This is a genomic window from Devosia sp. GW821-FHT12F11, from assembly GCF_058806655.1.
Genome location: NZ_JBXAPX010000007.1, coordinates 196706 through 221880 on the forward strand (window position 1 = coordinate 196706; position 25175 = coordinate 221880).

Annotated in this window: 23 protein-coding genes; 8 read left to right on the forward strand and 15 right to left on the reverse strand. The window is 65.3% G+C overall.

Going from position 1 to position 25175, the window contains the following annotated elements:
- The first annotated feature begins 147 nt into the window (after positions 1–147).
- From AC1ROK_RS20680 to AC1ROK_RS20705, 6 genes are read left to right on the forward strand one after another with little or no spacing between them, the layout of a single operon-like run.
- A complete protein-coding gene (locus AC1ROK_RS20680; RefSeq protein ID WP_492850401.1) occupies positions 148–873 on the forward strand; it encodes a FadR/GntR family transcriptional regulator in 726 nt (241 codons plus the stop codon).
- Positions 870–1652 carry an acetoacetate decarboxylase family protein gene (locus AC1ROK_RS20685; RefSeq protein ID WP_492850403.1) on the forward strand — a complete coding sequence of 261 codons (783 nt, stop codon included), beginning with the start codon at positions 870–872 and terminating at the stop codon, positions 1650–1652. The genes AC1ROK_RS20680 and AC1ROK_RS20685 overlap by 4 nt, the downstream gene beginning before the upstream one ends.
- A gap of 23 nt (positions 1653–1675) precedes the next feature.
- Positions 1676–2725 (forward strand): Gfo/Idh/MocA family protein, encoded by a 1050-nt coding sequence (locus AC1ROK_RS20690; RefSeq protein WP_492850405.1) that lies wholly within the window; start codon positions 1676–1678, stop codon positions 2723–2725.
- Positions 2722–3540: a sugar phosphate isomerase/epimerase family protein gene (locus AC1ROK_RS20695; protein WP_492850407.1), complete on the forward strand. Its 819-nt coding sequence runs from the start codon at positions 2722–2724 to the stop codon at positions 3538–3540. The genes AC1ROK_RS20690 and AC1ROK_RS20695 overlap by 4 nt, the downstream gene beginning before the upstream one ends.
- Complete coding sequence (locus AC1ROK_RS20700) at positions 3537–4349, forward strand: SDR family NAD(P)-dependent oxidoreductase (RefSeq protein WP_492850409.1); 813 nt, start codon at positions 3537–3539, stop codon at positions 4347–4349. The genes AC1ROK_RS20695 and AC1ROK_RS20700 overlap by 4 nt, the downstream gene beginning before the upstream one ends.
- Positions 4346–5098, forward strand: a complete 753-nt coding sequence (locus tag AC1ROK_RS20705) for an SDR family NAD(P)-dependent oxidoreductase (protein ID WP_492850411.1) — start codon at positions 4346–4348, stop codon at positions 5096–5098. The genes AC1ROK_RS20700 and AC1ROK_RS20705 overlap by 4 nt, the downstream gene beginning before the upstream one ends.
- Before the next feature lie 251 nt (positions 5099–5349).
- Here AC1ROK_RS20705 and AC1ROK_RS20710 read toward each other — a convergent pair whose 3' ends face one another.
- From AC1ROK_RS20710 to AC1ROK_RS20730, 5 genes are all read right to left on the reverse strand, one after another.
- Positions 5350–6348, reverse strand: a complete 999-nt coding sequence (locus AC1ROK_RS20710) for an ABC transporter permease (RefSeq protein ID WP_492850413.1) — start codon at positions 6346–6348, stop codon at positions 5350–5352.
- Positions 6349–6358: 10 nt separating this feature from the next.
- Positions 6359–7900: a sugar ABC transporter ATP-binding protein gene (locus AC1ROK_RS20715; RefSeq protein WP_492850415.1), complete on the reverse strand. Its 1542-nt coding sequence runs from the start codon at positions 7898–7900 to the stop codon at positions 6359–6361.
- 117 nt (positions 7901–8017) lie between these two features.
- Positions 8018–8974 carry a sugar-binding protein gene (locus tag AC1ROK_RS20720; RefSeq protein WP_492850416.1) on the reverse strand — a complete coding sequence of 319 codons (957 nt, stop codon included), beginning with the start codon at positions 8972–8974 and terminating at the stop codon, positions 8018–8020.
- Positions 8975–9215: 241 nt separating this feature from the next.
- Entirely contained in the window at positions 9216–10232 is a 1017-nt protein-coding gene (locus AC1ROK_RS20725) for an ABC transporter permease (RefSeq protein ID WP_492850418.1), read from the reverse strand.
- 13 nt (positions 10233–10245) lie between these two features.
- Positions 10246–11043, reverse strand: coding sequence for an ATP-binding cassette domain-containing protein (locus AC1ROK_RS20730; RefSeq protein ID WP_492850420.1), 798 nt, complete (start codon positions 11041–11043; stop codon positions 10246–10248).
- Between the two features lie 434 nt (positions 11044–11477).
- On the opposite strand from AC1ROK_RS20730, the gene AC1ROK_RS20735 reads away from it, so the two are divergent.
- Positions 11478–12467: a substrate-binding domain-containing protein gene (locus tag AC1ROK_RS20735; protein WP_492850422.1), complete on the forward strand. Its 990-nt coding sequence runs from the start codon at positions 11478–11480 to the stop codon at positions 12465–12467.
- Between the two features lie 91 nt (positions 12468–12558).
- Here AC1ROK_RS20735 and AC1ROK_RS20740 read toward each other — a convergent pair whose 3' ends face one another.
- The gene (locus tag AC1ROK_RS20740) at positions 12559–13677 is read right to left on the reverse strand and encodes an NAD(P)-binding domain-containing protein (RefSeq protein ID WP_492850424.1); all 1119 of its coding nucleotides are present in this window, start codon (positions 13675–13677) and stop codon (positions 12559–12561) included.
- A gap of 330 nt (positions 13678–14007) precedes the next feature.
- On the opposite strand from AC1ROK_RS20740, the gene AC1ROK_RS20745 reads away from it, so the two are divergent.
- Positions 14008–14892 carry a DMT family transporter gene (locus tag AC1ROK_RS20745; RefSeq protein WP_492850426.1) on the forward strand — a complete coding sequence of 295 codons (885 nt, stop codon included), beginning with the start codon at positions 14008–14010 and terminating at the stop codon, positions 14890–14892.
- A 170-nt stretch (positions 14893–15062) separates the two neighbouring features.
- Here the strand turns inward: AC1ROK_RS20745 and AC1ROK_RS20750 are convergent, their stop codons facing one another.
- From AC1ROK_RS20750 to AC1ROK_RS20790, 9 genes are all read right to left on the reverse strand, one after another.
- On the reverse strand, positions 15063–15983 hold the full coding sequence (locus AC1ROK_RS20750; RefSeq protein WP_492850428.1) for a dihydrodipicolinate synthase family protein: 921 nt from the start codon (positions 15981–15983) through the stop codon (positions 15063–15065).
- A 92-nt stretch (positions 15984–16075) separates the two neighbouring features.
- Positions 16076–16990, reverse strand: a complete 915-nt coding sequence (locus AC1ROK_RS20755) for a TIM barrel protein (protein ID WP_492850430.1) — start codon at positions 16988–16990, stop codon at positions 16076–16078.
- 44 nt (positions 16991–17034) lie between these two features.
- Entirely contained in the window at positions 17035–18111 is a 1077-nt protein-coding gene (locus tag AC1ROK_RS20760; RefSeq protein WP_492850432.1) for an ABC transporter ATP-binding protein, read from the reverse strand.
- A gap of 15 nt (positions 18112–18126) precedes the next feature.
- On the reverse strand, positions 18127–19044 hold the full coding sequence (locus AC1ROK_RS20765) for an ABC transporter permease subunit (RefSeq protein ID WP_492850434.1): 918 nt from the start codon (positions 19042–19044) through the stop codon (positions 18127–18129).
- A gap of 8 nt (positions 19045–19052) precedes the next feature.
- Positions 19053–19937, reverse strand: coding sequence for an ABC transporter permease subunit (locus AC1ROK_RS20770; RefSeq protein ID WP_492850436.1), 885 nt, complete (start codon positions 19935–19937; stop codon positions 19053–19055).
- A 71-nt stretch (positions 19938–20008) separates the two neighbouring features.
- Positions 20009–21346, reverse strand: a complete 1338-nt coding sequence (locus AC1ROK_RS20775) for an extracellular solute-binding protein (protein ID WP_492850438.1) — start codon at positions 21344–21346, stop codon at positions 20009–20011.
- Positions 21347–21616: 270 nt separating this feature from the next.
- Complete coding sequence (locus AC1ROK_RS20780; protein WP_492850440.1) at positions 21617–22006, reverse strand: hypothetical protein; 390 nt, start codon at positions 22004–22006, stop codon at positions 21617–21619.
- Positions 22007–22191: 185 nt separating this feature from the next.
- Entirely contained in the window at positions 22192–23970 is a 1779-nt protein-coding gene (locus tag AC1ROK_RS20785; RefSeq protein ID WP_492850441.1) for an NAD(P)-binding domain-containing protein, read from the reverse strand.
- 61 nt (positions 23971–24031) lie between these two features.
- Entirely contained in the window at positions 24032–24955 is a 924-nt protein-coding gene (locus tag AC1ROK_RS20790; protein WP_492850443.1) for a MurR/RpiR family transcriptional regulator, read from the reverse strand.
- Between the last annotated feature and the right edge of the window lie 220 nt (positions 24956–25175).

A 25175-nucleotide genomic window follows, 5' to 3' on the forward strand; every position in this document is an offset into this window, starting at 1 on the left:
GACAAATCAAACCTGCGGCCTATTGTCCGGCCTTGCCTGGCGTTGACTAGCACCGAGGGCGCTGCTAGGTCAAGAAGTGGTCAGACCACTTGGCCACTTGCGACAAGACGACTGCCGAAGCCGCAAACGCATCGGGGAGCGTAGACAGTGCCGATCAGTGATCTCAGCGGCGAAATGCCGTTGCGCCGTTCCGGCCTGACCGAGATGCTGGTGGCGCGCCTGCTCGGCCTCGTCACCACAGGCAACCTGAAGCCCGGCGACCAGTTGCCGCCCGAGCGGAAGCTCGCCGAAACCTTCGACGTTTCCCGCCCCACCCTGCGCGAAGCTTTGCGCGCTCTTGCCGTGCTGGGGGTCATCGAGGTGCGGCATGGCGGCGGCGTCTTCGTCTCGCAGCTCGAAGCCTCGGATCTGCTGGCGCCGCTGGCCTTCTTCCTCACCCTGCGCGCTGCCGAAGTCGAAAAGCTCTACGAAGCCCGCCGGCTGATCGAGGGCGAGATCGCAGCGCTCGCCGCCACGCGCGGCGACGAAACAGCCTTCGACGAACTCGACACGCTGATCGCGGCGCAGGAAGCGGCCAAGCTCGAACCGGCGCGCTATCGCGACGTCGATACTGCCTTCCACCGTCGGCTCGGCGAGCTCGCCGGCAACGAGTTCCTGTCGCGCGCCGCCCAGAGCCTCAACGTGCTCGGCCAGGAATTCCGGAAGACCGCGTCGGAAACCCCCAACGTCATTTCGACCTCGATTGCCGACCATCGCATCATTGTCGAAGCGATCCGGCGGCGCGATGCTGCGGCGGCACGGCAGGCGATGATCACCCACATGGACCATGTGCTGCAATCCACCGAGGCTGCGATGAAGGCGAAAGACGAATGACCGAAAGACGCTGGGGCCTCGACAAGGTCACCGAAGCCGACATCCTCGCCGGCGGCTTCTCCACCCCGTGGGATGCGCCGTTCATCCCGCCCTTCCCCTTCACCTTCCGCAATGCCGAAGTGCTGACGGTGTTCTGGCGCACCGACCCCAAGGCGATGCAGTTCCTCGCACCGCCGCCGGTCGAAGCCACCGGCGACGTGGTCTGCGTCCACATCTACAAGATGAACGACACCAGCTGGATCGGCCCCTATCACGAGGCCAACGTGATGTTCGGCGCCAAGCTGCCCAATGGCCGCTCCGGCGCCTATTCGCCCTACCTGTTCCTTGCCTCGGATGGCGGCGTGGCGCATGGCCGCGAGGTGCATGGCCAGCCCAAGAAGCTCGCCAACCCGTTCCTCGAATTCCGTGGCGACCTGATGGTCGGCGGGGTCGAGCGCAACGGCATCGACGTCATCACGGTCACCACGCCCTACAAGCAACAGCCGGTCGACCCGGCGCTGATGAAGGCGCATTTCGACTACGGCACCAATCTCAATTTGAAGGCCGTCAACCACATCGACGGCACCCCGGCGATCCGCCAGATCACCTCGCGCAAACTCACCGATGTGAAGGTGCACGAATGCTGGTGTGGGCCCGCGACGGTCGAATTGCGCCCCAACGCCCAGGCGCCGGTGTTTCGCCTGCCGGTGGTCGAGCCGCTCGAAGCCTTCTACTGGCGCGCCGATTTCACCCTCGTCACCGGCGAGATCATCCATGATTACCTGGCCAAGAACGCCTAAGCGTCGGGCCTCGGGAGGACAGTTTGAGCGATAAGGTCAATATCGGCGTCATCGGCGCCGGCTGGTGGGCGACCCTCAGCCACATCCCGGCGTTGCGCTCCAACCCCAATGTCGAGATCGTCGCGGTAAACCGCCCCGATGCCGATGGCATGGAGAAGGTCGTCGCGAGCTTTCCCGGTGTGAAGCCGTATTTCGATGCGGCGGAAATGCTGGCGAAGGAAAACCTGCATGGCGTGGTCGTCGCCTCGCCGCACATCCTCCACGCCGAGCATGCGCAACTGGCCCTGTCGCGCGGTCTGCCGACGCTGATCGAAAAGCCGATGGCGACCAGGGCCGCCGATGCCCGGGCCCTGCTCGCCACGGCTAACGCCAATCAGACCCAGATCATCCTGCCCTATGGCTGGAACTTCCGGCCGATCGTCGAGACCGCGCATCAGCTGGTGAAGGATGGCTGGGTCGGCGAAGTCCGCCACGTCGTGGCGCAGATGGCCTCGGCGCTGGCCGACCTGTTCGGCGGCGAGCCGATGGTCGAGACCAAGGACCACCTGTTCCGTCCACCGGTCTCCACCTGGGCCGACCCGAAGAAATCCGGCGGCTATGGCTGGGGCCAGCTGACCCACGGGCTCGGTGCGCTGTTCCGCATCGTCGATCTCGACCCGACAAAAGTGTTCGCGAAGACCGGCCTCTCGCCCGCCGGCGTCGATTTCTACGATGCCGCCGTGGTCGAATTCGCCAATGGTGCCACCATGGCGCTCTCCGGCTCGGCCACCGTGCCCAAGTCGCGCGGCTACCAGATCGATATCCGCATCTTCGGCACCGAGGGCATGATGCTGTTCGACATCGAACGGGCCCGGGTCGAGGTGATCCGCCACGACGGCAAGACCCACATCGCCGATCTCGGCCCGGATGCCGGCGCCTATGAGCAGGTGGCGCCGATTACCCTGCTGGTCGACCTGGCGCGCGGTAAGCAGGTGCCGAACCCCGCCGATGGCGTGGTCGGCATGCGCTCGAGCGTACTGCTCGACGCCATGTACCGCTCGGCGAGATCGGGGCGCTTGGAGGACGTGCTGTGAAGCTCAGCGTCACCAGTTGGTCCTTCCCCGAACTGACGCTCGGCGAGGTCGGCGGCCTGGCCAAGGTGCTCGGCATGGAAGGGCTGGATGTCGGTTATTTCTACCGCTCCGCCCTCGATCGCACGCGGCTGCTGGCAGCACCCGAAGTCTATGCCGACGAGGTGCGAAAGCGCCTGCCGCTGCCGGTCGCCAACCTCTACCACCTGTTCGGCAACTCCGTCGCCGACCGCAACCTCGCCGACCCCGCCAACCGCGCCGCCAATACCGCCGATTTCACCGCTGTGCTGAAATTCTGCGCTGCCGCCGGCTCGCCAACAGTGTTCATCCTCCCCGGGGTGATCAACGGCGCGCAGAGCCGCGCCCAGGCGCTCACCGAAACCGTCGAGTCGCTGAAGCCGCTGCTCGATCTCGCGGCCAACACCGGCGTCACCGTCTGCGTCGAACCGCACATCCATTCCTACCTCGAGAGCCCCGCCATCACCGCCGAGCTCTGTGAGCGCGCCCCCGGGGTGAAGCTGGCGCTCGACTACGCGCATTTCGCCGTTTCCGGCTATCGCCAGGATGAGATCGACGTGCTGGCCCGCTGGGCTGGTCACGTGCACCTGCGCCAGGCCCGGCCGGGCGCCCTGCAGGCCAAGCTCGACCAGGGGACGCTCAACTTCCCCGCGCTGTTCGCTACGCTGCGCGATGCCGGCTACGACGGATGGCTAGCTGCCGAGATCGTCCACCAGGGATATTTCGATACGCTGCACGATGACGTGCTGACCGAGACCGTGAAACTGCGCGACCTGTTCCGCGCCTGGAGTGCCCCGTGAGTTCTGGAGCTATCATCGTCACCGGCGGAGGCGGCGGTATCGGCCGCGCCATTGCCGGGCGCCTTCATGCCGACGGCCACCAGGTGGTGATCGCCGACCGCGACCGCGCCGTCGCCGAAAGCGCCGCCGCCGCCATCGGCTGCGAGTTCGAGCTGATCGACATCGGCGACGAGGCCTCGGTGATCTCAGGGGTCAAAGCCGTGGCGGCGCGCCATGGCGGGCTGTTCGGCGTGGTCAACAATGCCGGCATCCACATGCAGGCGCTGGTGGTCGAAACCGCCGTCGAGGATTGGGACCGGATCTTTTCGGTGAACACCCGCGGCACCTTCCTGATGTCGCGCGAGGCGGCCCGCATCATGGCAGCGCAGCGGAGCGGCCAGATCGTCAACATCATCACCAAGCTCGGCTTCGGCAACCCGTTCTCGTCGGCCTACCTCTCGTCCAAGAACGCCATCTGGGGCCTGACCCAGTGCCTCGCGATCGAAATGGCCTCGAGCGGCGTGCGGGTGAACGCCATCGCCCCGGGCCATGTCGGCCCCGGCACCGGCATGGAGAAGACCTTCCGCGCCAAGGCGGAAAAGCTCGGCAAGAGCTGGGACGATTTCGAAGCCGACGTGGTGGCGACTATCCCGCTGCATCGCTGGTGCACCCCCGAGGACGTCGCCGGCGGCGTCAGCTGGCTGATGGGCCCCGACACCAGTTTCGTCACCGGCGAGCTGATCAACATCACCGGCGGCTTCCAGGCCTATGCCTCGACGCCCAGTGCGGACTCGGTCCGCGCCGCAGCCGAGCGAGGCCCGACGAAATGAGCGCATCCCTCGACGGAAAAGTCGCGCTGGTCACCGGCGCGCGTGCCGGCCTCGGCGCCGCCATTGTGCTGGCGCTGGCCGAGCTCGGCGCCACGGTCATCGCCTCCGGCCGCAAGGCCGGCGACTGTGCCGAGATCGTCGCGGCGGTTATCGCGAAGGGCGGCAAGGCCAGCGAGTTCGTCCTCGATGTCGGCGACCTCGCTGCCATTCCGGAGCGCGCCGCCGCGGCGCTGGCGCTCCATGGCCGTATCGACATCCTCGTCAACAATGCCGCGACCATTGCCCCGATGGCCAAGCTCAGCGCGCTCGACCCGCTGGCCTTCGACCGCTCGCTGACCGTCAATGTCAGCGGCCCCGCCGCGCTGGTCGCGGCTCTGTGGCCCAACCTTAAGGCGGGCCGGGTCGTCAACGTGGTGAGCGGCGCCGCCAACCACGCCATGTCGGGCTGGTCGGCTTATTGCGCCGGCAAGGCGGCGCTCATGATGCTGACCCGCTCAATCGAACTCGAGGGCGCCGAGATCGGCCTCCGAGGCTTCGCCTTCGCGCCCGGCCTCGTCGATACCGACATGCAGGCTGCAATCCGCGCGGCCAAGATCAACCAGATTTCCGACGTGCCGCGCGAGAACCTGCAGCCGCCCGAGCGCCCGGCCCGGGTCATCGCCTGGCTGGCCAGCGGCGTCGCCGACGACCTCGCCGGGCAGTATGTAGATATTCGGCAGGAAGGGTTGATGGAGCGGGTTCAGGGGTAGCTGCGGCGAACCCGACCGGTGCAGTCGGCGTCCCTCTCCCGCTTGCGGGGGAGGGGGACCAGCCGAAAGGCTGGTGGGAGGGGGGTGCCACATACTCAGTGCGTGCCCCGTCCACCCACCGCCGGTGCGTGGGTCACCTAAGTTCAGAGCGTGGGGCACCCCCTCCCACCACGCTTTCGGGTGGTCCCCCCTCCCCCGTAAACGGGATAGGGAATCCCGACTGCGCCTCCCACGTGGAGGTCGAACGCGCCTCACTCCCCCGGCTTCGGCGAAAATTCCTCGCTGCTGCGCGCTGCCTCGGCGATGCGCCGGCGCGCCCGAAACAGCCCCCATTGCTGGTCGACCAGCACGCCCACGAGGATCACCCCACCCATCACCGCGAAGTTGAGCGAGGAGGGAATGCCGAGGAGGTTCACCAGGTTCTGCAGCTCCTGCAACAGGATGGTGCCGAGGATCACCCCGACGATCGACCCCTCGCCGCCGCGCAGCGAGAAGCCGCCGAGCACCGCCGCCGCGATGGCATAGAGCTCGTAGAAATTGCCCTGCGACGAGGGCTGCACCGACCGCGTGTACATGGCGAAAAAGATCGCCGCCAGCGCCGTCAGCCCGGCACAGATCACATAGGCCGAGGTGACCACCACATCGGTGCGGATGCCCGAAAAGCGCGCCGCCTCCTCGTTCTTGCCGATGGCGAAGAGGTAGCGGCCGAACACCGAGCGGTGCAGCGTGAACCAGGCGATCACCGCCACCACTGCCAGCACATAGACCGACACCGGAATGCCGCCGATGCGGGCGACGAAGAAATCGAGGCCCGGATACTCGCTGCCGAACGGGAAGCCGGCGGTCGCGTCGGCGGTGTAGCCGCGCGCCACGCCGCGATAGATCAAAAGGCCGCAGAGCGTCACGACGAACGGTTGCATCTTCAGCTTGGTGATCAGCAGGCCATGCGCCAGCCCCAGCGCCAGCCCGAGCACCATGACGATGGCGAAAGCGATCGGCCACGGCACGCCCTTGGCGCCGACGAGGTCGACGAACAGCACGCCGAGCAGCGCGATCATCGAGCCGGCGCTGAGCTCGATGCCGCCGGTGATGATGACAAAGCCCTGCCCGATGGCGAACAGCCCGAACAGGCCGATCAGGTTGGCGGTATTGGCAAGGTTCTGCGGGCCGAGAAAGGCGGGGTTGCGGAGATACACCACGAACCCGACGACGACGATGAGGGCGAGCAGGCCCAGATCCTTCTTGTTCATTCGTTTCCCCTCACCCGGCCTTCGCCAGCTTCTTGCCCACCGCCAGCCGCAGTACGTTTTCTTCGCTGAACTCGGCGCGCCCGAGCTGCCCGGAGATCCGACCCTCGTGCATCACCGCGATACGATCCGACACCCCGATCACTTCTTCCATGTCCGACGAGATCATCAGCACGGCGACGCCCGCATCGGCGAGCCCGCGCATCAGCCGGTAGATTTCCGCCTTGGCCCCGACATCGATGCCGCGCGTCGGCTCGTCGAAGATCAGCACCTTGGGCTGCATCGCCAGCCACTTGGCCAGCACCACCTTCTGCTGGTTACCCCCCGACAGGCTCCCCGTCCGGGTCGTCACTGTCGGCGCCTTGATGCCAAGTTCGGCCCGGCTGCGCTCCGCCTGCACCCGCTCCAGCGCCGGTGATACCAGCCCGCTGCGCGCATAGGCGTCGAGATCGGGCAGGCTGATATTCTCCGAGATCGGCAGGTCGAGCAGGATGCCCTCCCCCTTCCGATCCTCCGGCACGAGGAAGATCCCCCGCGCCACCGCGTCCGAGGCATTGCGCAGCGTCACCGGCTCGCCGTTGAGCGTAACCCGCCCCGCATAGAGCGGGTCGACCCCGAACAGCACTCGCGCCAGTTCGGTGCGGCCGGAGCCGACCAGCCCCGCCAGCCCCAGGATCTCGCCCGCATGCAGCTCGAGCCCGACATCGCGGGTCGGGTAAGCGGCGGTACGGATGCCGCTCGCGGCGAGCACCACCTCACCTTTGCCGAGCTTGGGCGCCGCATAGGCCACTTTGAGGTCGCGGCCGATCATCAGCTTGACCATGCGGTCGTGGTCGATCTCCGCCTTGGGCAGTTCCCCCACCAGCACCCCGTCGCGCAGCACCAGAACCCGGTCGCATGCGCGCTCGATTTCGTGCAGCCGGTGCGAAATGAAGATTACCGCGATGCCCTCGGCCTTCAGCCCGGCGATTACCTCGAGCAGCTTGTCGGTCTCGGCCAGTGGCAGCGACGAGGTCGGCTCATCGAGGATGACGAGGCGCGCATTCACCGACAACGCCTTGGCGATCTCCACCATCTGCTGCTGCGCCAGCGACAGTTTCGCCACCGGCGTATTGGGCGCGAAGTTGGCGCCGAGCCGCTTCAGGTAGGGCAGCACATCGGCGCGCATCTGCTTTTCGTCGACGAGGTTCAGCACCCCGCCGCGCCGCGGCTCGCGCCCGATATAGACGTTGGCCGCCACATCGAGATTGTCGAACAGGTTGAGTTCCTGGTGGACGAAGGCAATGCCGGCCTTCATCGAACCGCCGACGCTGAGCCCCGCATAAGGCGCGCCATCTATCTCGATCGTGCCGCTGTCGGGCGCCGTGACCCCGCCGAGGATCTTCATCAATGTCGATTTGCCGGCGCCGTTCTCGCCGACGAGGCCGATCACCTCGCCTGGCCGCACCAGCATGTCGAAGCCGGCGAGCGCCACCACGCCCGGATAGGTTTTGCGAACGCTGGTGAGCTTCAGGAAGGGCCGCACGGGCGCTTCTTGATCGCGGCTGTCGAGCATTCCACCTCCCCGCGCGTTCCCGTCCGAACGCTAGCACTACGCAGCGCAGACGACAGCCCCCTGCCGTCCGCGCCGCGCCCGCGGAGACGGCCACTGGCCGTCTGCCGCCTCTTGATGTCAGCCGCCGTTGATCTTGGCCTTGAGGTCGGCCGAGAAGGCGTCGACATTGTCCTTGTTGATCACAGCGGTCGGCACGATGATCAGCTTGTCCTCGGGGATGCCCGACTTGTCGCCTTCGAGATAGGCGGCCATCAGCTTCATGCCCTGATAACCCCACTCGAACGGCTGCTGCACGATGGTGGCAGCGAACGAGCCTTCCTTCACCGCACCCAGCGTCACCGGATCTTCGTCGAACGCCACCACGGTGATGGCGCCGAGCTTGCCGGCGGCCTGCAGCGCCTCGTAGATCTTTGGCGGGTTATACGAATAGAACCCGACCATGCAGTTGATCTCGGGGTTGGCCACCAGCACGTCGTCGACATTGGTGCGGGCTTTGGTGAAGTCCACATCGTCGCCGCGCACGTCGACCAGCTCGATCCCCTTGCCTTCGATCGCCTGGCGGAAGCCGGCGATGCGTTCGACAGCGTTGTCGGCGCCGAGGAAGCCGACAAAGCCCATGCACTTGCCTTCCTTGCCGGCCATGGCCTTGACCATCTCCTCGCCCGCCTGCACGCCGGCCAGCGTGTTGGACGAGCCGAGATAGGCGAGACGGTTCGACGCCGGGGCGTCGGAGTCGGTGGTGAACAGCGGCACCTGCGCCGCGATGCGGTTGAACGCGTCGATCGAGTTCTTCGGGTCGGCCGACGAGATCATGATCGCATCGGTGCCGGCGGCGACGAGGTCGTCCATCAGCGCATTCTGCAGCGCGGCGGTGCCCTGCGCGGGGTAGCGGAACTGCAGTTCATAATTGGGCAGCTCGGCCTGCGCCTTCTTCACCCCGGCTTCCGCCAGCTTCCAGAAGTCGGACGAGGCATTCACCACGAAGGCGAGCTGCTTTTTCTCCTGCGCGACGGCGCCGCCGACGAGCATGACACCGGCGGTCACGAGAACCGCGATACTGACTAGGCTCTTCATCATTCCTCCCTGGCCGCCACATGGCGGCGCTGTTGGTTTCGTCCCGTACCCCGTCATCCCGTCCCCAGAGTCTTTGACTTCGTCTGGCTTCCGAACCGGAAAAGTCTCACAACTCTTCCTGAAAGCGCTCCGGGGTCGCGTCTGCTTCCGTCGAAGCTGAGGTACGTATCTCAACCCGGCACCAAGAGAGAAAAGGTGCCATCCCGCCGGCGCGTCCGCCGGCGGGAATTCGTCGTCGGGGTTACTCCCCGGTTTCCTTGTTGCGCAGCAGGTTGGACGCCACGGCCAGAATAATGAACGAGCCGACGAACGTACCCTGCCAGAACGTACTGATGCCGAGCAGCGTCAGGCTGTTGCGGATGATCTCGATGAGCGCCGCGCCGACCACGGCGCCCAGCGCCGTACCGGTGCCGCCGGCGAGGCTGGCCCCGCCGATGACGGTCGCGGCGATAACCGTGAGTTCGAGCCCGGTGCCGAACCCGGTGGTGACCGAGCCGAGCCAGCCGGTCTGCAGGAACCCGGTAAGGCCGGCGCAGAACGCTACGAACATATAGACAGAGATCTTCACTGCCTTCACCGGCACACCGGTCAGGATCGCCGCCTTCTCATTGCCGCCAATGGCGTAGAGATGCCGGCCCCAGCGGGTCCAGCGCAGCGCAAAGCCGGTGATCAGCGCCAGCACCACCATGACGATCAGTGGGTTGGGGATCGGCAGGCCCCCGACCACCACCGAGCCGCCGCCGATGCTGAACAGGATCGCCTGGTCCGGCCCGAACTCGTAGATCAGCGCGTTGTTCGACATCACCATGCCGATCGAGCGGGCGATCGACATCATGCCGAGTGTCACGACGAACGCCGGCATGCCGACAATGGCGATCAACACGCCATTGATCAGGCCGACCAGCAGCGACGCGGCGATCGAGGCCGGAATCGCCAGCGTGATCGGCAGGCCCGCATGCATTATGATGGTGGTGGTCATCGCCGAGATCAGCACCGTGGCGCCGACCGACAGGTCGATGCCGCCGGTGATGATCACCGCCGTCATCCCCAGCCCGACAATGCCGACGAAGGCGAAGTTGCGGGTGACGTTGAACAGGTTCTGCGGCGTCGCGAAGGTCTTGGTCAAGAGCATCATCGCGACGATGGCGATGATCACGGCCAACAGGATCCAGAAGATCTGCCGGCTGATCAGCCACGCCAGGAAGCCGCGATGCGTCTGCTGGTCGATGGCGTCCTTGAGCGAGGTGTCGGTGGTCATTTCGGCAAGCTCCTCAAGCGCTCTGCAACGCGCCGGTGATCAGCCCGGTCACTTCCTCGGGCGAGGAATCGGCGACCCGCTTGTCGGCGACCTTGCGGCCACGCCGCAGCACCACCAGCCGGTCGCACACGGCGAACACATCAGGGATACGGTGGCTGATCAGCACCACCGCGATGCCCTGCTCCTTGAGCCGGCGGATCAGGTTCAGCACCTCGGCCACCTGCCGCACGCTGATCGCCGCGGTCGGCTCGTCCATCAGCACGATCTTGGGGTTGGACAGCCGCGTCCGCGCAATCGCCACCGCCTGGCGCTGGCCGCCCGACATGCGCCGCACCAGGTCGCGCGGCCGCGTCTCGGACTTGAGCTCGGCGAACAGCTCGCCTGCCTTCTTGTACATCGCGCCGTAATCGAGGATTTCGGGCATGAACAACCGCCAGCCACGGCGCCGCTTGCTGAACGGCAACTCGGCTTCCTGCGGGGTGCGCGCAATGGTGGTGAGCTCGCGGCCAAGGAAGATGTTGGCAGCCGCCGTGAGGTTATCGGCCAGCGCCAGGTCCTGGTAGACGATCTCGATCCCCTTGGAACGCGCGTCCTTGGGGCCATGCAACTGCACCACGTGTCCGTCGAGGCTGATGCTGCCTTCGGACGGGTGGAAGTTGCCAGCAATGATCTTCACCAGCGTCGTCTTGCCGGCGCCGTTGTCGCCCACCAGACCGACCACTTCACCTGCATTCAGTGTCAATGAAATATCGGTCAGCGCGGTGATAGCACCGTAGTGCTTGGCGATGTTCGCCAGCTCGAGAACCGCCATCGTTGCCCCTCCCAAGGCTGGAAGGCTTCGCCCTCCGCTAGATGTCGCGGGCAAATCTATGCGGGATGCCGCGTCAAGCGTCAATCGACTTCGAGCATCCATCGCGCACTCGCAAAAAACGTCAGGAAGGTTGCTGTTTATCCAGTCTTTCCAACGTCTTTGTCTACGTATCTGACAACTTGATGCGCTTGAATGTGCACGTGCATCAGCCCGATTGACTATTGTCACGAGCCGTCTCAGTATCCGCAACGACACGCGGAGCACCGCGGCCGGCAACGGCTTGTGAGAAGGCTCGCGCAACGATTGAGGAGCTCATCGAGACGGCAAACGTATCAGCGGGCGGCTAGGGACCTCTCGCCGTTGAGGTACGTTAGTCGGGATCGACCGAGGGCCTGCGCCAAGCAGGCCGAGACTGAACCCGAGGGAGGAAGACTATGCGTAAGACTACGTTTGTGCTTGCCGGCGCGGCCATTGCCGTCGCGCTCGCGGGCAGCGCCATGGCGCAGGACAAGAAAATCCTCGCCGTCGTCGTCAAAGGCCTCGACAATCCGTTCTTCACGGTGATGGGCCAGGGCTGTGCCGACTGGAACACGGCACACGCCGACAGCGAATATACCTGCCTTTACACCGGCCCGGCATTGAGCTCGGACGAAGCCGGCGAAGTGCAGATCGTGCAGGATCTGATCAGCAAGGGCGTCGCCGGCATCGCCATTTCGCCGTCCAATGCCCCGGCCATGGCCAACATGCTGAAGGCCGCCGCGCCGACCATGCCGATCATCACCGTCGACGCAGACCTGCTCCCCGAGGACAAGGCGCTGCGCAAGACCTATTTCGGCACCAATAACTACGACATGGGTGTCGGCATGGCGACCGAGCTGAAGAAGCTCAAGCCGGAAGGCGGCACCGTCTGCCTGCAGCTCGGCAACGTCGCCGCGGCCAACATCAATGAGCGCGCCGCGGGTTTCCGCGACACCATTGCCGGCGCCAAGGGCACCGAAAAGCTCAACAACACCAACGGCTGGACCGAAGCCGATGGCTGCCCGACCTATACCAATGACGACATCCCCACTGCCAACCAGCAGATGGCCGACGTCTTCACCGCGCAGCCTGACCTCGATGCCTTCGTTCTCGTCGGCGGCTGGGCCCAGTTCGGCCCGCAGGCTTACGCCCAGAACACCGACCAGGTCATGGATCGGCTGAAGTCCAAGGATCTGGTGATCATCGCCGGCGATACGCTGCCGCCGCAGACCCAGGCGTTCCGTGAGGGCCGCAGCCACTTCCAGATCGGCCAGCGGCCGTACCAGATGGGCAACGAGGCGCCCGATATCCTGATCAGCCTGATCAAGGGCGAAACCGTCGAGGATCCGAAGTTCACCGGCCTCGACCTCTGCACCCTCGAGGACCCCGGTATCTGCGCCAAGTAAGGCCGGAGCCGAAAAAGTCGGCGGACCAACTGGGGCGCGCTTCGGCGCGCCCTTTCGTTTGCGTTAGGGCGATCATTGGATGTCCGGCGCGTCAACTAATCCCCAACGTCGCCATAACCTCGCTCGCCGCCACCGCGCCGGCCCGGTTGGCGCCAATGGTCGAGGCCGACGGGCCGTAGCCGACGAGGTGAATACGGGGGTCCTTCACCACCTCTGTCGCCAGCCGGCCGCCCATCAGGATGCCGCCCGATGGCTCGCGCAGCAGCAGTGGCGCCAGATGGTCGAGCGATGAGCGGAACCCGGTGCACCAGAGGATCACGTCGGCGCGCTGCGTCGTGCCATCCTCCCAGCGCACCCCGGTCTCGGTGATCTCGGTGAACATCGGCAGCCGCTTCAGCACGCCGCGCGCCTCCATCGCCTCGATCAGCGGCGAGCGGGGCAAGCCGGTAACGGAAACCACCGAGTTCGGCGGCAGGCCTTGACGGACGCGGTCCTCGACCAGCTTCACCGCGGCCCGCCCCGCTTCCTGGTCGAACGGCCCTTCGCGGAACTGCAGCGGTCGTCGCGTCACCCAGGTGGTGCTGGTCACCTCGGATATCTCGTTGAGCAGCTGGATCGCCGAGATGCCGCCGCCGACGATCACCACATGCTGGCCGGCGAATTCGGCCGCCGTGCGATAGTCGCGGGTGTGGAGCTGCCGCCCCCGGAACAGATCCCGCCCAGGATATTCAGGGATGTATGGGGTTTCCCAGGTGCCGGTGGCGCTGATGATGCCGCGAGCCGAAAACGTCTGGCGATCGGTCTCGACCCGGAACCGTTCGCCGCGCTGGCAGACCACCTTCACCTTGACCGGCCGGTAGACGTTGAGCCCGAACTTCTCCTCGTAGGCCGCGAAGTAGCGCGGCACGGCGACCGCCGCCTCGACTGCGTCGTTGCTGGTATCGACCGCCTCGGAGAACGCCATCCCCGGCAGGTCGTGCACTCGGTTGACCGTGCTGAGCGTCAGCGACGGCCAGCGGAACTGCCAGGCCCCACCCGCCTTCGGCGACTGGTCGAGCACGACGAAGCCGCGCCCCGCCTCGAGCCCGCGCTGCCTGAGGTGATAGGCCGAGGACAGCCCCGCCTGTCCGGCGCCGATGACCACGATCTCGGTCTTGATCGCCACGCCGGCGGGAGGTGCACTGGGCGGGGCGAAGGTTTCAGCATCCATCGGCAGCAATCCTGTTATCGCCCCAGAGGTAGGGCGAGTGCGCTGCTCGCGCAACGGCGGCTCGTGGGAACGAGATTTGCGCTTGGCTGCCCCTCACCCCGGCTTTCTCCCCTCGGGGGCGCTGTTGCGCTCCCCTAGGAGGGGCGACGGGGCGGTGTGGCACCGCCGGTTCAACTCGCGTCCCCTCGCCCCTTTGGGGAGAGGGTTAGGGTGAGGGCGTCAAGCACACCGGCCTACCAGTTCGACCGGCAAACGAAAGGCCCATTGGCAGATCGGTGCCTGTGTGCCATGCCCGATTCCGGCGCGTCCGCGTCATCCCTCCGAGCTTCCATGCGCCCCCTCGACCTCCTGCTCTATGCTGCCGTCTGCCTGATCTGGGCTTTGAACCTGATCGTCAGCCGAGTGCTGTTTTCCGAATTCGGGGTCGCTCCGATCTTTTACGCGGCGGCGCGCTTCCTGATCGTCGCCGCCATCCTGTCGCCGCTGCTCAGGCCGTTGCCCCGGCCGCTGCTGCCGATCCTTTGCATCGGCTTCCTGATGGGCGCCTGCCATTTCGGCCTGATGTTCATCGGCCTTTCGCTCGCCACCTCGTCGAGCGTCTCGATCGTCCTGCAGACGGCGATCCCGATCACTGCCCTGCTCTCGGTGCTGCTGCTCGGCGAGCGGGTCGGGCTGGCGCGCGGAGTGGGCATCGCTCTGGCGCTGGGCGGAGTGATCCTGGTGATGTGGGACGGCGATGGCGCCAGCGTCAGCCTGGGGCTGATCTTCGCCTTCGTCTCGGCCATCGCCATCTCGCTCGGCCAGGTGCTGCTGAAGCGCTATGGCGCCATAAAACCGCTGACCATGCAGGCCTGGACCGCCTTCGTCTCAGCCCCGCCGATGCTCGCCTACTCGCTCCTCGCCGAGACCACCCCGGTGACGGCAAGTTTTGGCGCCGGCTGGCCGTTCCTCGCGGGTCTCGGCTTCTCGGTGCTGGCGGTTACCTTGCTGGCCACCACCCTCTATCTCGGCATCCTGCAGCGCTATCCGGCTTCGATCGTCGCGCCGCTCGGCTTGATGACCCCGCTGATGACCGTGCTGATGGGCATCCTGCTGCTTGGCGAAGGTTTTGACCTCCGCATGGCGGCCGGCGGCACCGTCGCGCTGGTCGGGCTGGTGCTGGTACTGCGCCAGCAGGCCCCGCGCGATGCCGAGCAGCCGCGCGAGATGACTTGAACCGTCAGTAATTGGGTCGCACCGGCATTGTGGCTGGGTCAGATCTCGCCCACCCACCGGCTGTCATCCCAGCGAAAAGCTGGGGACCCATCCATCAGGCGGCGCAAGGGGTGAGATGGGTCCCTGCTTTTGCAGGGATGACAATCGTGCTGGATGCGCGTTCGGAGAAACTAGCCCCGCCCTTGAGCCTCCGGCAGCGCCGTCACCCGCTCACGCAGCTCACCGAGCTTCTCGGCTGCGAACGGCATGAGCGGCGGCCGCACCCGGCTCCAGCCGTCGTCGCCATCACGCTCCGCCAGCACGGCCTTGATGGTCGGGATCTGCCCATAGCTGTTGAGCATCGCCCGCGCCGCCTCGATCCGCCCCTGCGCGGCATCGACCTCGGTCGCACGATCGGGGTCGGCATGGTGGTCGTAGATGGTGCGCAACGCGCGTGCCGCGAGGTTCGACGTCGCGGTGATGCAACCGGCGCCGCCGATCTTGAGGAACGGCAACAACAGCGGGTCGGCGCCGACCATCACCGCAAAACCGGGATTGTCCTGCACCAGGCCCTGCATGTTGCCATAGTCGCCCGACGAATCCTTGAGCCCGACGACGGTGTCGGGAAACGCCGCAATCAGCCGCGTCACCAGCGGCCGGCTGAGCGGCACGGCCGAGGTCTGCGGGATGTGGTATAGGATGAGCTTCAGCCGCGGATCGGCCACCGACTCGATGATCCGTGCATAGGCGGCGAAGATGCCATCGTCGCTCACCCCCTTGTAGTAGAACGGCGGCAGCATCACCACGCGGGTGATACCGAGGCTCAGCGCGTGGCGGGTGAGTTCCACCGTATCGGGGATCGCGGCGACGCCGACGCCCGGCGCCAGCTGCTCCGGGGTAATCCCGGCGTTGAGCGCGCCCTCGAGGATGGCCTGGCGCTCAGCCACTGAGAACGAGTTGGCTTCGCCCGTGGTGCCCAACAGCGCGATGCCGTGGCAGCCTTCGGCGAGCAGGCTTTGGCAGTGTGCGCCGAGCCGTTTGAGATCCGGGCTGAGATCGACATTGAGCGGCGTCACCGCGGCGCAGTAAACGCCCGAAATCCCGAAACCCATCGTGTCGCTCCCTCTCGTTGCCGGTCATGGTGCACGAACGAGCGGGAGCGAAGCAAGTTGCCGGCGCCCGGGTCGGACGCCGGCTGCGTGGGTTACTCCGCGGCGACTGCCGCGGGAGCGTCGGCAAGGCCAGCCAGCGACTTGGCCCGCGCTAGGCTCTCGGGCTGCTCGCGGCGGTAGCGGCGACCGATTTCCATCATGGCGACGGTGTCGGGCAGGAAGCTGAGTTCGGCGAAGATGTCGTCCCAGGCGATATCGCCCCAGCCGAGCGGCATGTGCAGGTCGCCGATGCCCATCGCGGTGTTTTCCGCCGGATGGAACGGCTTGTAGAAGCCCTGCGGGCGGCCGAAAGAATCGTGCAGGTGCAGGTGCCCCGCGACCGGCGCCATGGCGCGGATCTCGGCCCGGAAATCGAGGCCCTTGAAGGTGGATTCGATATAGGCGTGGCTGAAGTCGATCAGCGCCACGACGTTTGGATGGTTCACCGCCTTGACGGTCTCGGCCACCTCGGTCGGGGTCTGGCGATACTGGCCGAGTTCGGTGGTGAAGATGTTCTCGAGCGCGATACGCACGCCATGCGGGCGGGCGAAATCGGCGAGTTCGGTGAGCGCTTCGCGCTCGCGCACATCGGCGCCGGCCCAATCGGCGATCGCTTCCGCGCGAAGGTTCCCGCCATGCTGCACCAGGATACCGGCACCGATCGAGTTGGACACCTCGACCAGCGCCTTGGCGGCGTCGATCTGGTAGCGCTGCGTCACCGGATCCATGAAGTTGGATGAAACGAGGCCATGCACGGTGTAGCGGAAATCGAACTGGCGGGTCAGCGCCAGCAGCGCCTCGTGACGCTCCTTGATGATCCGGCCGCCAGCGACCAGGTCGAGACTGGTGACGCCGATCTCGACGGTGTCGACGCCCATCTCGCTGAGCGCGCGCATATCGTCTTCCAGGGTGGCGAACTCGCCGTTGTCCGAGCCGACATTGAAGCCGGTCGCAATGATGTTGCTCATGAAATGTCTCCAGGGGTGGAACTAGATGCGCCTGGCTGCCGCCGTCAGTGCGAGATGCGGCGCCCGTCTTCGAGCGAGAACAGGTGCAGCGCGCTGTCGGCGAGGCTGAGATGCACCGGCGTGCCGGATTTGATCTCGCTGGTGTCGTTGTCCAGCGCGACGATGCGGCTGCCATTGGCGTCGGCGTGGATCAGCCGCGAGGCGCCCAGCTCCTCGACATAGTCAACGACGGCGGGGATGGCGCCATAGGCATCGGCGCCGGTACGGCGCACGCCCTCGGGACGAACCCCCAGCACTACCTTGCGGCCGGGGACGCGCACGCCGTTGAGCTGGCTGACATTCATCCTGCCGCCGGCGCCGTGGACGAAATGGCCCTCGGCATCGAACTCACCTTCGAACAGGTTCATGGCGGGCGAACCGATGAAGTCGGCGACGAACCGGCTGGCCGGGTTGTTGTAGACCTCGGTCGGCTTGCCGATCTGCTCCACGTTGCCGGCATTCATGATGATCAGCTTGTCGGCCAGCGTCATCGCCTCGGTCTGGTCGTGCGTGACGAATACCGAGGTGACGCCGAGATCGCGGTGCAGGCGGCGGACTTCAGCGCGCATCGCAACGCGGAGCTTGGCGTCGAGGTTGGAGAAGGGTTCGTCGAACAGGAACACCTTGGGCTCGCGTACCATGGCGCGGGCCATGGCGACGCGCTGCCGCTGGCCGCCGGAAAGCTCACCTGGGCGGCGATCGAGATAGGGATCGAGCGACACCGACTGAGCCACCTTCATCACCCGCGCATCGCGCTCGGCTTTCGGCAGCTTCGCCACCTTCAGCGAGTAGCCGATGTTCTGACGCACCGTCATATGCGGGTAGAGCGCATAGTTCTGGAACACCATGGCGCAGCCGCGCTCACGCGGCTCGAGCTGGTTGACCACCTTGCCGCCGATCGAAATCTCGCCGGCGGAAATCTCTTCGAGCCCGGCGATCATGCGCAGCAGCGTGGACTTGCCGCAGCCGGACGGCCCGAGGATGACGACGAACTCGCCCGCCTCGATGGCGACGTCGACGCCGTGGATCACTTCGGTCTTCTGGTAGACCTTCTTCACGCCCTTGATGGAAATCTGGGACATCGAACTAATCTCCGGTCACTTGTCGCGGGAAATGAGGCCACGCACGAACCAGCGCTGCATGAACGCAACGATGAGCAGTGGCGGAAGCATGATGATGAGCGCGCCGGCCATGGTGACGTTCCAGTCTGGCGTGCCGTTCTGTGCGGGGATCAGGGCCTTCAACTGCATCACCACGGTGCCGAAATTGGCCCGGTCGGTGGTGATCAGCAGCGGCCACAGGTACTGGTTCCAGCTGCCCACGAACATGATGGTGGCGAGCGCCAGCATATTGGTGCGGCTCAGCGGCAGCAGCACATCGAAGAAGAACTCGATCGGATGCGCCCCATCCATCTTGCTGGCCTCGACCAGCTCGTCCGGGATGGTCATGAAGAACTGCCGGTAGAGGAAGGTACCGGTCGCCGTGGCGACCAGCGGCAGGATCAGGCCGGTATAGGAGTTGAGCAGGTTCCAGTTCAGCGACACCTGGATGCCGCTGGCAGCTTGCACCAGCCAGCTGATGCCGAGCGTATCGAGGATGACCTGGAACGGCAGCAGCGCATTGGCCGCAATGGCGTAGGTCGGCACGATGCGCACCTCGAGCGGCAGCATCAGCGTGATGAAGATCAGCCAGAAGCAGATCATCCGGCCGCGGAAGTTGAAGAACACGATGGCGAAGGCTGAGAGCGAGGCCAGGGTGATCTTGCCGACAGTGACGCCGACCGCGACGATCAGGCTGTTGAGCATCTTGGGGCCGAGATCGCCGCGCGCCCAGGCTGCCTGGAGGTTCTCCCACAGGTGGTTGGAGGGCAATAGGCTGATCGGCACCTGGCTCACTTCCTGCAGCGACTGGCTGCCGGCAACGAAGGTGATCCAGAATGGAATGATGACGAGAACGGCCCCGATGGCCATCGCCACATAGGTGAAGAAATCGAAGAACGGTGAGCGTTCGATCATGGCGTGCCTCAGTGGTAGTGGACGCGACGTTCGACCCATTTGAACTGGATGAACGTGAGGCCGATGACGAGCAGCATCAAAACGATCGACTGGGCGGCGGCGCCCGAATAGTCGAGGCCTTTGAAGCCATCGAAATAGATCTTGTAGACCATCACCTCGGTCTGCCCGATCGGGCCGCCCTCGGTCATGGTGTCGATGAGCCCGAAGCTGTCGGTGAAGCTCGAGATGATGTTCATGATGAACAGGAAGAACGCGGTCGGCGCGATCAGCGGCAGCTGCAGGTCGAGCATGCGGCGGAACGGCCGCGCCCCATCCATCGCCCCGGCTTCCGAGATCGAGCGCGGGATCATCTGCAGCGCGGCGAGGAAGAAGATGAAGTTGTAGCCGATGCCGAGCCAGGCATGGCAGATCATCACCATGACCAGCGCCTGGACGCCATTGGTCGAAGGGTCCCAGATGCCCGGCCAGATGTCGTTGATCGAGCCGACGAGGCCGGATTCCGGTGCGAAGATGAAGCGGAAGGCGACGCCGGCGGCGGGCGCCGCGATGGCATAGGGCCACACATAGATCGACTGGAAGAGCTTGGTGCCCTTGAGCGAACGGTCGACGAAGGCGGCCAGTGTCAGCGCCACGCTCATCGACAGGCCCGTGGTGATCAGCGCGTAGACGCCCGAGCGCAGCACCGTGCTCCAGTAGTCGCGGTCACGGAAGATGGCGAGGAAGTTGTCGAACCAGACCCAGCTGTTGCCGCCGCCCCAGGGCTGCTCGAGCGTGAACGCCCAGTAGAGCGCCTGCGAGGTCGGCCAGTAAAAGAAGATTGCCACCAGTAACAGCTGCGGCGCGATCAGCAGCCACGGCAGCACCGGGTTCTTGTAGTAAGCGCGTCGTTCCATCTCGGTCCGCCCCAGAAATAGGTGAGCACGGGCGGCTTCTCGCCGTCCGTGCCACGATCAGTTTCGAAAGCTTAGAGCAGGCTCTTGCCGGCGTAGGTCGCTTCGAAGCGGCGGAGGATTTCGTTACCCTTGGCGTCGAAATCGGCCAGCGCCTGCGGCACCGGAACGTTGTTGAACAGCACCGACTGGATGGTCTTGACCATCTCGGCGCGGATCGAGGCATAGCCGCCGAGGCGAATGCCGCGGGTGTTCTCGCCGGCCGGCATGGTCAGCGACTTGATGGCCAGCTCGCGACCCTTGTAGGGAGCGGCGTCATAGAAGCCGGCGGCCTTCATGGCTTCGAAGCCGGAATTGGTGACCGGGATGTAGCCGGTGACCGTCGACCACCACTGGGTCTGCTCGGGCGTGGCGAGAAAGTTGTAGAACGCCGCGGCGCCCTTGTACTCTTCAGCCGACTTGCCCTTCAGTGTCCACAGCGAAGCGCCGCCCACGAACGAGTTGTGGCGCTCGAAGCCGTCGAGCATCGGCAGCATGGCGTTGGTCCAGTGCACGCCTTCCTTGGCCTGCTTGCCGAAGGTGCCGTGGTCGGCCACCGACGACGAGGTGATCTGGCACTTGCCGTTGACGAAGGCGTCGTTGGCGGTCTCGCCGGCATCCTTGGACTTATGAACGAAGAGACCTTCGTCATACATCTTCTTGATCCAGGTCAGCTGGTCGACGAACTTGCCCTTGGACACCACCATCTCGGCGTTGAGGCCGCCGAAACCGTTGCCGAGCGTCGCGATCGGCTGGTTGTGGATGGCTTCGAACTGCTCGAACCATTGCCAGGCGCCGGCCGGATCGAACGCCACCGGGCAATCATAGCCGGCGGCCTTCATCTTGCGGGCAACGTCTTCGACCTGACTCCAGGTTTCCGGAATGCCTTCGAAGCCAACCTTGGCCAGCGCGTCGGTGTTGTAATAGATCTGCGCGGTCGAGGAGTTGAACGGCATCGACAGCAGCTCGCCGGTCGAGGTCGAGTAGTACGAGCCGACGCCGGCGAAATAGTTCGCCCAGTCGATCTTGTAGCCGTTCTCTTCCATCAGCTGACGCACCGGGACGAAGGCGTCCGACAGCATCAGGTCGAGCGTGCCGGCGTCGAAGATCTGGGTGACGGTCGGCTGCTTGTTGGCGCGGAACGCGGCGATCGTGTTCTGCAGGTTGTTGTCGTAATTATCCTGGCTGACACAGACGATCTCGTAGTCGCTCTGCGACTCGTTGAAGGTCTTGCACATGTCCTGGATGCGCTCGCTCAGGTCGCCGGAAAGGCCGTACCAGAACTCGAACTTGGTCGCAGCGGCAGCCGGCGAAGCCACAAAAGTCAGGGCGGTCGCCGCCAGAGCTGCGCTGAGCAGCCAATTGGATTTCATGTTGAGTCTCCAAGGAACAGGGAATGTCGGTCGATTTCTCGAGCGGCGCACTCCTAGTCGGAGACCTTGACGGTTGGATTTCAGCCCGATGAACGAGCCGTGACACCTCGATGACGGTACGATGTCACCGCGGCTAAGTCATTGATGGCGCGGGGGCCGCGGCTGCCGATCGGGCAGATAATAGTGGCGGCCGTGCGGCACGCGGCTGTGCATAACCACCCCGGTGCTCTCGAGTGACCAACCCCCAGCGCAAGATCGAGCTGCGCTCGCTCAGAGCGGGCAGCGGCGCGGCAGGCCACCCGCGATAATGGTGTCGCTGACCGGGTCGTAACTCGAGAACGCCGCCTGACAGGCTTCCATATGCTCGGTCCACGAGCCGGAGCGGTTGCCCAGCGAACTGACCAGCCACAGGTTGTTCGGCCGGAGCCGCGAACGCGGATGGATGGCGAGCTCGGCGTTGATCGCTGCGGCCGCCGGGTCGAAGTTCGGAAAGTTCGGATTGCCGGGGTTGCCGTAGACATAGTCGCCGCCATCGGGCAGCGGCGTCGGCAGGTAAGTCGGCGTGCCGCCGCGCACGATGATCTCGAGCGGCTGGGCGAGGGCGGGACCGGCGAGGAGCAGTGTCACAGTCGCGGCCACTACGGGGAGAAGGCGTTTCATTCCAACCTCCATGTCGTCCACCTAGAGCGCTTTCAGGAAAAAGGTGCAGACTCTTCCTGTTCGAAAGCGCGACCAATCTAAGACTTACAGCATTACACGAAATGCTCTGGCAACGTCGATGCAGCCGATTAAGTACCGGGCGCAGTTAACAATCTCGCGACCGACGGGAGTCGGCAATAGCTCAATTACAATGGAGTGCCGTACTGTTTGGTAGCAAGACCCTCCATCCGGGCCTTGATCTGTAGGGCGACGAACTTCGAAAAGAAGCGGCTGAGTGCCAGGTTGCCGCCCTGGAACCACAGGTTCTGCTGGGCCACCGGCTTGTACATGTTGCGCAACTCCCCGTGCCACGGGCCCGGATCGTTGCGCGTACCGGAGCCCAGCCCCCAGCAGGTACCGATCTCGTCGGCCACTTCGCGCGACACGAGCTTGGCCACCACCTCGTGCATCGACTGGAAGCCGGTCGACTGGATGATGACGTCGGCGGCGATCTCGGTGCCATCGGCAAAGCGGATGCCTGTGGGGGTGAGCGTCTCGATCTCCACCCCTGCCTTGATCCTGATCTCACCGTCGATGATCAGCTGCGACGCGCCGACATCGACATAGTAGCCCGAGCCGGTTCGGTAGGCCTTCATCATCAGCCCGGTTTCGTCAGGACCGAAATCGAGCAGGAACCCGGTGGCGCTGAGCTTGTCGTAGAATGCCGCGTCGCGGACCCGGATCTTGTCGTAAAGCGCCTTCTGCTTTGCCGGCTGCAGCGCAAAGGGTGTCGCGGCCCCCAGCATGTCGGCCGTGTCGACGTCGATTCCGGCAGCCACCGCCGCCTCGGAATAGGTGTCGAAGGCGAGCTCCATCAGCGTCTCGGAGCGCACCACCGTGGTCGGCGAGCGCTGCACCATGGTGACGTCGGCGCCAGCCTCCCAGAGGTCGACTGAAACATCGTGCCCGGAGCTGGCGGCGCCGATCACCACCACCTTCTTGCCCTTGTACTTCGCCCCGTCCGCGTACTGGCTGGAGTGGAGAATCTCGCCCTTGAACTCGCCCGCACCCGCGAGGTTCAGGAACTTCGGCGGCCCGTAGGCGCCGGTGGCGAATACCAGTTGCGTGGGGCGGAGCGTGATCGGCTTGCCGTCGCGCTTGAGCTCGACCGTCCAGCGTTGCTCGGCTGCGTCGAAGCGCGCCGAGATACACTCGGTGCCGCCCCAGTAGCTGAGCTCCATCACCTTGACGTACATTTCGAGCCAGTCGCCCATCTTGTCCTTGGGGGTGAAGACGGGCCAGTGCGCCGGGAACGGAATATAGGGCAGGTGGTCGTACCAGACCGGATCGTGCAGGACGAGCGAGCGGTAGCGGTTGCGCCAGGAGTCGCCGGCTCTCATGTTCTTTTCGACGATGACAGTGGGAACGCCGAGCTGCTTCAGCCGCGCCCCCAGCATGATCCCGCCCTGCCCACCGCCGATGATCAGGCAATAAGGGTCGGCGCCGGCGCCGAACGCGGCTTCCTCACGCGCCCGCGCTTCCGACCACGTCTCCCGATTGCGGTCGGCGCCATGGCGCACGCCCATGGGGCGGGTGAAGCCGATCGCCTCCTCATGTCCGTCGAGCGCTTGCAGCGTGGTGAGGATGGTGCGGCATTTGCCGGCTTCGAGCGTGAAGATGCCCTGCCCCTGCCCTACGCTGGTCTTGAAGCTGAACCACGCCTCGAGCGGCTCCGCCCGCCCGCCCGAGGCACTGGTGACCTGCCACGCCGATGGGCTGGTGCCTCCGAGTGTCGCCTCGAGCATGGCCGCGATGGCGGGTTTGCCCTCCATGGTTTTGACGTTCCAGGTGAACGCCACGATGTCGCGCCAGTAGCAATCCTCGGCGAACAGCTCGAGCGTCGCGGCGACGTCGCCCTCCGCCAGTGTTTCGCTGAACATGGCGAGCCAGGCCGTCGCCGCTGCCACGGGTGCAGTATCGTGCATGAAATAGACCCCAACCATGGGCGACGGGCGGGCCGCCGCCAGAAAAACACCAGCAGAAAACTCAGTCGCCCAATGGCTCCAGCACCCGGCCCTTGCGATGGTTCAGCACGGTGTACTTGATCCGGCGCAGCGTCTCCCGAGCATCGGGGTCGAGCCTGGTGCCGACCGCGCTCGAAACGAGGTCGATAATGGCGAGGAATGCATAGCGCGAAGCGGTGGGCTTCAGCGGATCGGGGAATTCCGGAATGTCGACGGTGAGCGCCACGTCGGCGGTGGCGGCAAGGTCGGTGTCGGGGGCGGTAATGCACAGCGCCTTGGCCCGGTAGTGCTTGGCCAGTTGCACCGCCTCCACCACTTCGCGGGTGCGGCCGGTGCCGGAAATGGCGATCACCAGATCGTTCGGCTTCAGCGTCGAAGCCGTCATCTTCATCACGTAGGGGTCGGAATGCGCGCTGACCACCACACCATAGCGGAACAGCCGGTTCTGCGTTTCGAGCGCCAACGAAGTCGAACTGCCCCCCAGCCCGAACACCAGCACCTGGTGGGCGCTGGCCACCAGTTCGGCTGCGGCGATGACATCGAGCGGATCGATCTGCCGTTCGACGAGGTTGAGCGCGTTGCGCGCCTCACCGAACACTTCGGTCCACAGCGGTGAGGCATTGGCGCTGACCTCGCCGGCCGGCGGCGCCGGGGCGAGATAGAGCCGCCCCACCACCACGCTCTGCGCCAGCTTCAGCTTGAAGTCGCGCACCCCGTCGCAGCCGATGGCGCGACAGAAGCGGGTGACGGTCGGCTCACTGACTTCGGCGCGTTTGGCGATCTCGGCGTTCGACGCATCGACCGAGAAGGTGACGTCGGCCAGCACCACGTCGGCGACCCGGCGTTCGGCCGGCCTGAGCTCGCTGTAGGAATCCTTGATCTGCGACAGGATGTCGGGGATCGGCTTGGCGTAGGCTTCGCTGTCATCGCGCTTGGGCTTGCGCATATCCGGCCTTCCGGCTGTTGGGTCTGACGCGACTTCTATCATTTCTGACCAGCTAAAGCCCTACCCCGGAAAACGCCTCGCCCGCGGTGTCCCGCCGCCCGTTTCCTTGGCACAATGTAGGAAACTTACACGCGACGCAAGCATCAAGATGCCCGGGAAAGCGGCAGTTATCTTCGAACGATGAAACTAGTCTGACAGCCGCTTGACTCAGAAAGTAGGA